The organism is Gemmobacter nanjingensis (assembly GCF_014652195.1).
Taxonomy (GTDB): domain Bacteria; phylum Pseudomonadota; class Alphaproteobacteria; order Rhodobacterales; family Rhodobacteraceae; genus Gemmobacter; species Gemmobacter caeni.
Genome location: NZ_BMYI01000051.1, coordinates 1 through 4,834 on the forward strand (window position 1 = coordinate 1; position 4,834 = coordinate 4,834).

Below are 4,834 nucleotides of genomic sequence, written 5' to 3' on the forward strand. Positions count from 1 at the left end.
GGAGTGAAACCCGCCCTTGACCCAAAACTGAACCGAAATCCATAATCAGAGGTGGGTCAAATCTCGATGGAAAACCCGGGTCACTTCTCAGTGGAAATCAACAGGCGAGCGGCAAAATGAAGTTTCCCAAGAAGTCAGTGGGATGCTTGATGCTCGCGCCGCTGCCGACCCCAAGTTTGATCTCGATAGTGCGATTGCTAACACCTTGTGGCGCGATGTGCGGCACTACCGCGTGAGCATCACCATCGGCGATACGCACAACAAAGTCAAAGCCCGCGCCGGACTGTTTAAGGGCTTCGATGAGTCTGCGCCCGGCGCTTCAGTCCGTCGTCGAGCCGACACTATATACCTCCCGGCGATGCGCAACTGGATGGCGAGCTTCGCGGCGCTTGTGATCTTGAAGATAAAGGCCATCGCCAATGTTTGATCCGACGACTGCGGCACTGATCCGGGCGGCTCCACCACTCGAAGGGCTCGATCTCGACAATCTTCCCAAGCGTCTAACTGAAGCATTTGCCGACATCGTCTCGGCAAGGATCCGTCTGCGGGGTGCTGCGGTCGAAGCGGACGATGCAGCGTTGGTGGCAACCGTCAATGAACTTCGCCGTATTGCAGCAGCGCATGAAACCTATGCCGCCTTGCTTCATGATCGCGAGAATCGTGCATCGGCGGCCTTTGTTGCGGCTTCGGCACACCAGGCCATTTCCCTAGCCCGGCGCGGCATCGAAACTCCCAGCCAAGTCGATGTTGCAGCGGTCAGCTCGGACGTTTGCGCCACACTACTCTTTCTTCTTGCAGAAGCGCATGCCGATGCTGCGGAAGCTGCCAAACGCATCGCGCCAAGACAGAGTGCGAGGCCGATCGAGCGCGCCCTTTTGCTGGCAATCCGCAATCTAGCGCAAGGCCGGCTTGGAGCTGTCATCAGCGCCGAAGAGCCTGTGATTGATGTTGATGGCACCGATCTCGATATCCGCGCTCTCGAAGCCCTCCAACTACTGCTGCTGCGCGGCGTCACCTCTCTCGCACGACAGTTGAACTTGCGCATAGATGTAGCGCCGGAGGCTGGTGGGCTAGTGCCAGCAAGCATGCTATTTGCGCAAGTACGCGCCCTGGCCTCCGAGCCGATCGAAGGTGCCGGCCTAGACGGCGAGACGCTGCTAAGCCTCTATCCCGGCCCTCTGCATCTCGCCAATCTTCTTCTTGGGCTCGAGGGTGACCTGCTTGGAACCGCCCTGTGCCGCATTCCAACGCCGGGAGGCGTTGATGATAGTGGTTGGTGGCAAACGCTTCGCCGGATGGCAAGGCAGCGCCCGTTTCTCTGGCGCAACCACCGCGAGGCGGTCGAGAAGGGCTATCTCGAGCGTGGGGTATCTTCAGCCATTAGTTTTCCAACCGGTGGTGGCAAATCGACACTCGCCGAACTGAAGATCGCGACCGCGCTGCTCCGCGGAGAGCGGGTCATTTTCCTAGCACCCACGCATGCGCTCGTTGGCCAAACCAAGCGATCCCTCGAAGGCACGTTCCAAGACTACAGCGTTCTAGCCGACGTCGATGAAGACGCCGGCATTGGTAACGTCGTCGTGCTCGGTGAAGTCACAGTTATGACGCCCGAGCGCTGTCTGATGCTGCTCTCGGTGGATCGGGATGCCTTCACAGATCTCGGACTAATCGTCTTCGACGAATGTCATTTGCTTCATCCGCGGGAAGATGATCGAAGCCGCCGCGGGCTTGATGCGATGCTCGCCGTACTCAACCTTACGAGCGTTGCCCCCGGAGCCGACTTGCTGCTGCTCTCGGCGATGATGAAGAATACGCAGGAGATTGCAGGCTGGATCGCCTATTTGACTGGTCGCCAATGTCTGCAGCTCGATCTGAATTGGAAGCCGACCCGGCAGGTGCGCGGCTGCGTCGTCTATCCTGCCGAGCAAATTAAGGCGCTCAACGAGCTCCTCGCTCACGCTCGAATTGACTATCCCGATCACGACAAGCCGCCAGTTTCGGTAAGCCGCGCGTTGCTCGCGCAGCCCTTTGGTCTGTTCAGCCTACTCCAAACCTGGTCGACCACGGACCGCAGCGACTACGCGTTGCTGCAACTGTTTAGTGACAGACGTCTGCTGTCGTCCGGCCGTACCGATGCCGGTAAATGGTATCTCACCCCAAATGGGAATGAGACGAGCGGCTCGCTTGCCGCCGCTGCGGCAAGCGCGGGCATGAAAACATTGGTGTTCGTACAGACCACCATCTTTTGTGAGAGCTGTGTCAAAGATTACCCAGCTCGCGTCGCGGCTAGCCAGATCAAACTTACAGAGGACGAGCAGAAATGGCGTACCCTCGCCGAAGAGGAGATGGGCGGCGCCAGTTACTGCTTCATGAAGCTTGCAGCGGATGGCACACTTACAACGGGTTCTGCCAGTCACCACGCGCTGCTATTACGCGAAGAACGGGAACTGCACGAAAGCCTCTTTCGTCGGCCGGATGGGATCAAAGTACTTTTCGCGACCTCGACCCTTGCACAGGGCATGAACTTGCCAAGCGAAGTGGTCATCATTTCCGGGGATAGTCGGTTCGATCCCCAGGCTGACAAGATGCAGAAGCTCGAAGCCCATGAGCTATTAAACGCAGCAGGCCGTGCGGGGCGCGCTGGTGAGGGTGCGCAGGGCTTTGTCCTGTTAGTCCCCAGCAAGGTCATAGACTTTGACGATAAGAATAGTCGGATCAACGGGCATTGGATGGAATTGCAAGCGATATTTGAGCAGGCGGACCAATGTCTCGTAATTGACGATCCGCTGAAGATCGTGCTTGACCGCATTCACGACGGCGTCACCCAAACCGGCGCTTCAGCCTATCTCTTGAGCAAGCTGCCGCTGGCGATTGCCGGGGCAGATGACGATCCGGCGGCGGTGCTGCTGAAGAAGAGTTTCAGTGTCTATCGTGCGACACTTGCGTCTGATGCTGACTGGGTCAGCACTAGGATTGCCTCAGCCTTAGACGCACGAGCCACTCTCGACCTACCAGAAACCGATCGCTGGATTGAACAGATCTCCGGCGCAACCGGACTTTCCGTCGCTGTACTTCTGCGCATTGTCGAACGGCTCGATGCCGGTGCCTTTTCGGGAACAGCACTGGAGGCGGTCGTGGGGCTGCTTGACTGGCTCGACACGAATCCGAGTCAGTTGCTTAACTTGGTTCGATCGGAGAGCTTAGAGGAGATGTTCGGCACACCCTACAAAGCACTCGCCGATGACGAGGCCCGCGGAAAACATGCGCTGCTATGGCTCCGAAAGCTTTGGCCAATTTGGATGTCTGGCGCGCCGTTGTGCGAGATCGAAAAGGCATTTCTCGGGCGCACAACAAATCTCAAGCACTGCAGGAATGCCCGGGTGTTTGCATCGCGGCTCGTGCCAGACCTTGCGTTCCTCGCGAGCCTTCCTGGGCGCCTGCACGCGGGTCGCTTGCGTGCCGCCGAAGGCGAAACATCCGTTCCCATCGTATTGGCTACACTAGGTAGCATCGTCCGTGAAGGCTGCGACAGCCCGGATAGTTTGGCGGTGCGGATCCATTTGACGCGCTCGGTATCGCGAGTTTCCGCTCGCAAACACTATGATGCGATCCGGCTCCATATTAGGCCGGGTGGTCCAAGTGAGAGCTTTGATGATACCCTAGATCGCATTCGAACAGCCGATATCCTCTCAGCGTTCGACGACATCGATGACTTCGGTGACTTCGGTGGCGATGGATAAGCTGCAGGTGTGTTCCAGCTCGTGGTCGAGCGCCAGACAATGACGGCGCAGGGGCCGAAGCAATGCTCGAGCTTCGCCCGCTGTATTAGGTAGATTTCCCATTGCCGCAGATGTTCTCGCGTTGGGAAAGGCTCGGAGGAACGAGTGTGACGACGGTTACAGCATGGCTTTCGGTGTCAGGGACAGGCGTCAGAACCTTTTACTTGGGTGCCGACAGCCAAGGTACATCTCTTCGGACTGGTCTGGCCGTATCGTTGCACGAAAGGAAGGTCTATGACAGCGCATCTACACCAGAAATCTTTGCCATCTCAGGCGACCTCAGTTGGGGCAGTTCATTCCTTCGATCGCTGCTGCTTGCAATTGAGAGAGGCTCTGTCGATTCTTCGCTAGGCACCGAAAAGCGAGTCGAAGAGTTCTGTAAAATGTCCTGCGCCCGCCGACCGACGACTCCTGTTTGCGATCTTGAAGTTCTGTACGGTGTGCGAGACGATATGAGTGTGCCAGTGCATTTTAAGCTATTTCGATTGTATCATGCGGGAACCGTGGATGCTAAATGGCAAATTGAATCAATAGGTTTGCGTGAGTTGGGCGGAAATGCATCGACACTTATCTACAGCTCAGGCAGCGGCGGCAGAGCAAACAAGGTTAGACAGAAGTGGATCGCTAAAGGCGATCAGGGCGATGTGGCAAGAACTTGCTTTTGGTCGCTCTGCGATCTGATCAATGGAATACCTTCAAGTAATTTCATGACTGGCGGGCATCCGCAGCTTGTTAAACTTGACCAACAGGGTCATGGCAATGTTGTCGGCGTTAAATTCTGCGGCGTCCCCACGGTTTACGGAAGGCGTACGACTGCACCCCAAAGCTTTGCAAAGTATTGGGTGGATGAGTATTTCACCCAATTGGACCCGATAACCTTGGAAAGGTACAAGAACGGACAGCAATATGGTCGACGAGATGACGGGCGCTGAGATCTAAGGTTCACCCTGCTAGGTGTTCCATCCCGGATGATCACATAGACCCTCGCCGTTCTGCCCTGTTCATGGCAAGATCGATCCTGCGCGAGGTTCGGGAGGGGGTGGGGACATGCTGAT

Annotated in this window: 3 protein-coding genes; all 3 read left to right on the top strand. The window is 56.9% G+C overall.

The window, feature by feature from the left end; genetic code table 11:
* Positions 1-142: 142 nt before the first annotated feature.
* A complete protein-coding gene (locus IE126_RS25260) occupies positions 143-427 on the top strand; it encodes a hypothetical protein (RefSeq protein WP_229825941.1) in 285 nt (94 codons plus the stop codon).
* Positions 420-3,740 carry a DEAD/DEAH box helicase gene (locus IE126_RS25265; protein WP_189383116.1) on the top strand — a complete coding sequence of 1,107 codons (3,321 nt, stop codon included), beginning with the start codon at positions 420-422 and terminating at the stop codon, positions 3,738-3,740. Before IE126_RS25260 ends, IE126_RS25265 begins: the two co-directional genes overlap by 8 nt.
* Before the next feature lie 146 nt (positions 3,741-3,886).
* Positions 3,887-4,711: a hypothetical protein gene (locus tag IE126_RS25270; protein WP_189383118.1), complete on the top strand. Its 825-nt coding sequence runs from the start codon at positions 3,887-3,889 to the stop codon at positions 4,709-4,711.
* Positions 4,712-4,834: the final 123 nt, after the last annotated feature.

Coding starts and splice junctions, on each gene's coding strand:
- IE126_RS25260 (WP_229825941.1), top strand. CDS start 143: ATGCTTGATGCTCGCGCCGCTGCCGACCCCAAGTTTGATCTCGATAGT.
- IE126_RS25265 (WP_189383116.1), top strand. CDS start 420: ATGTTTGATCCGACGACTGCGGCACTGATCCGGGCGGCTCCACCACTC.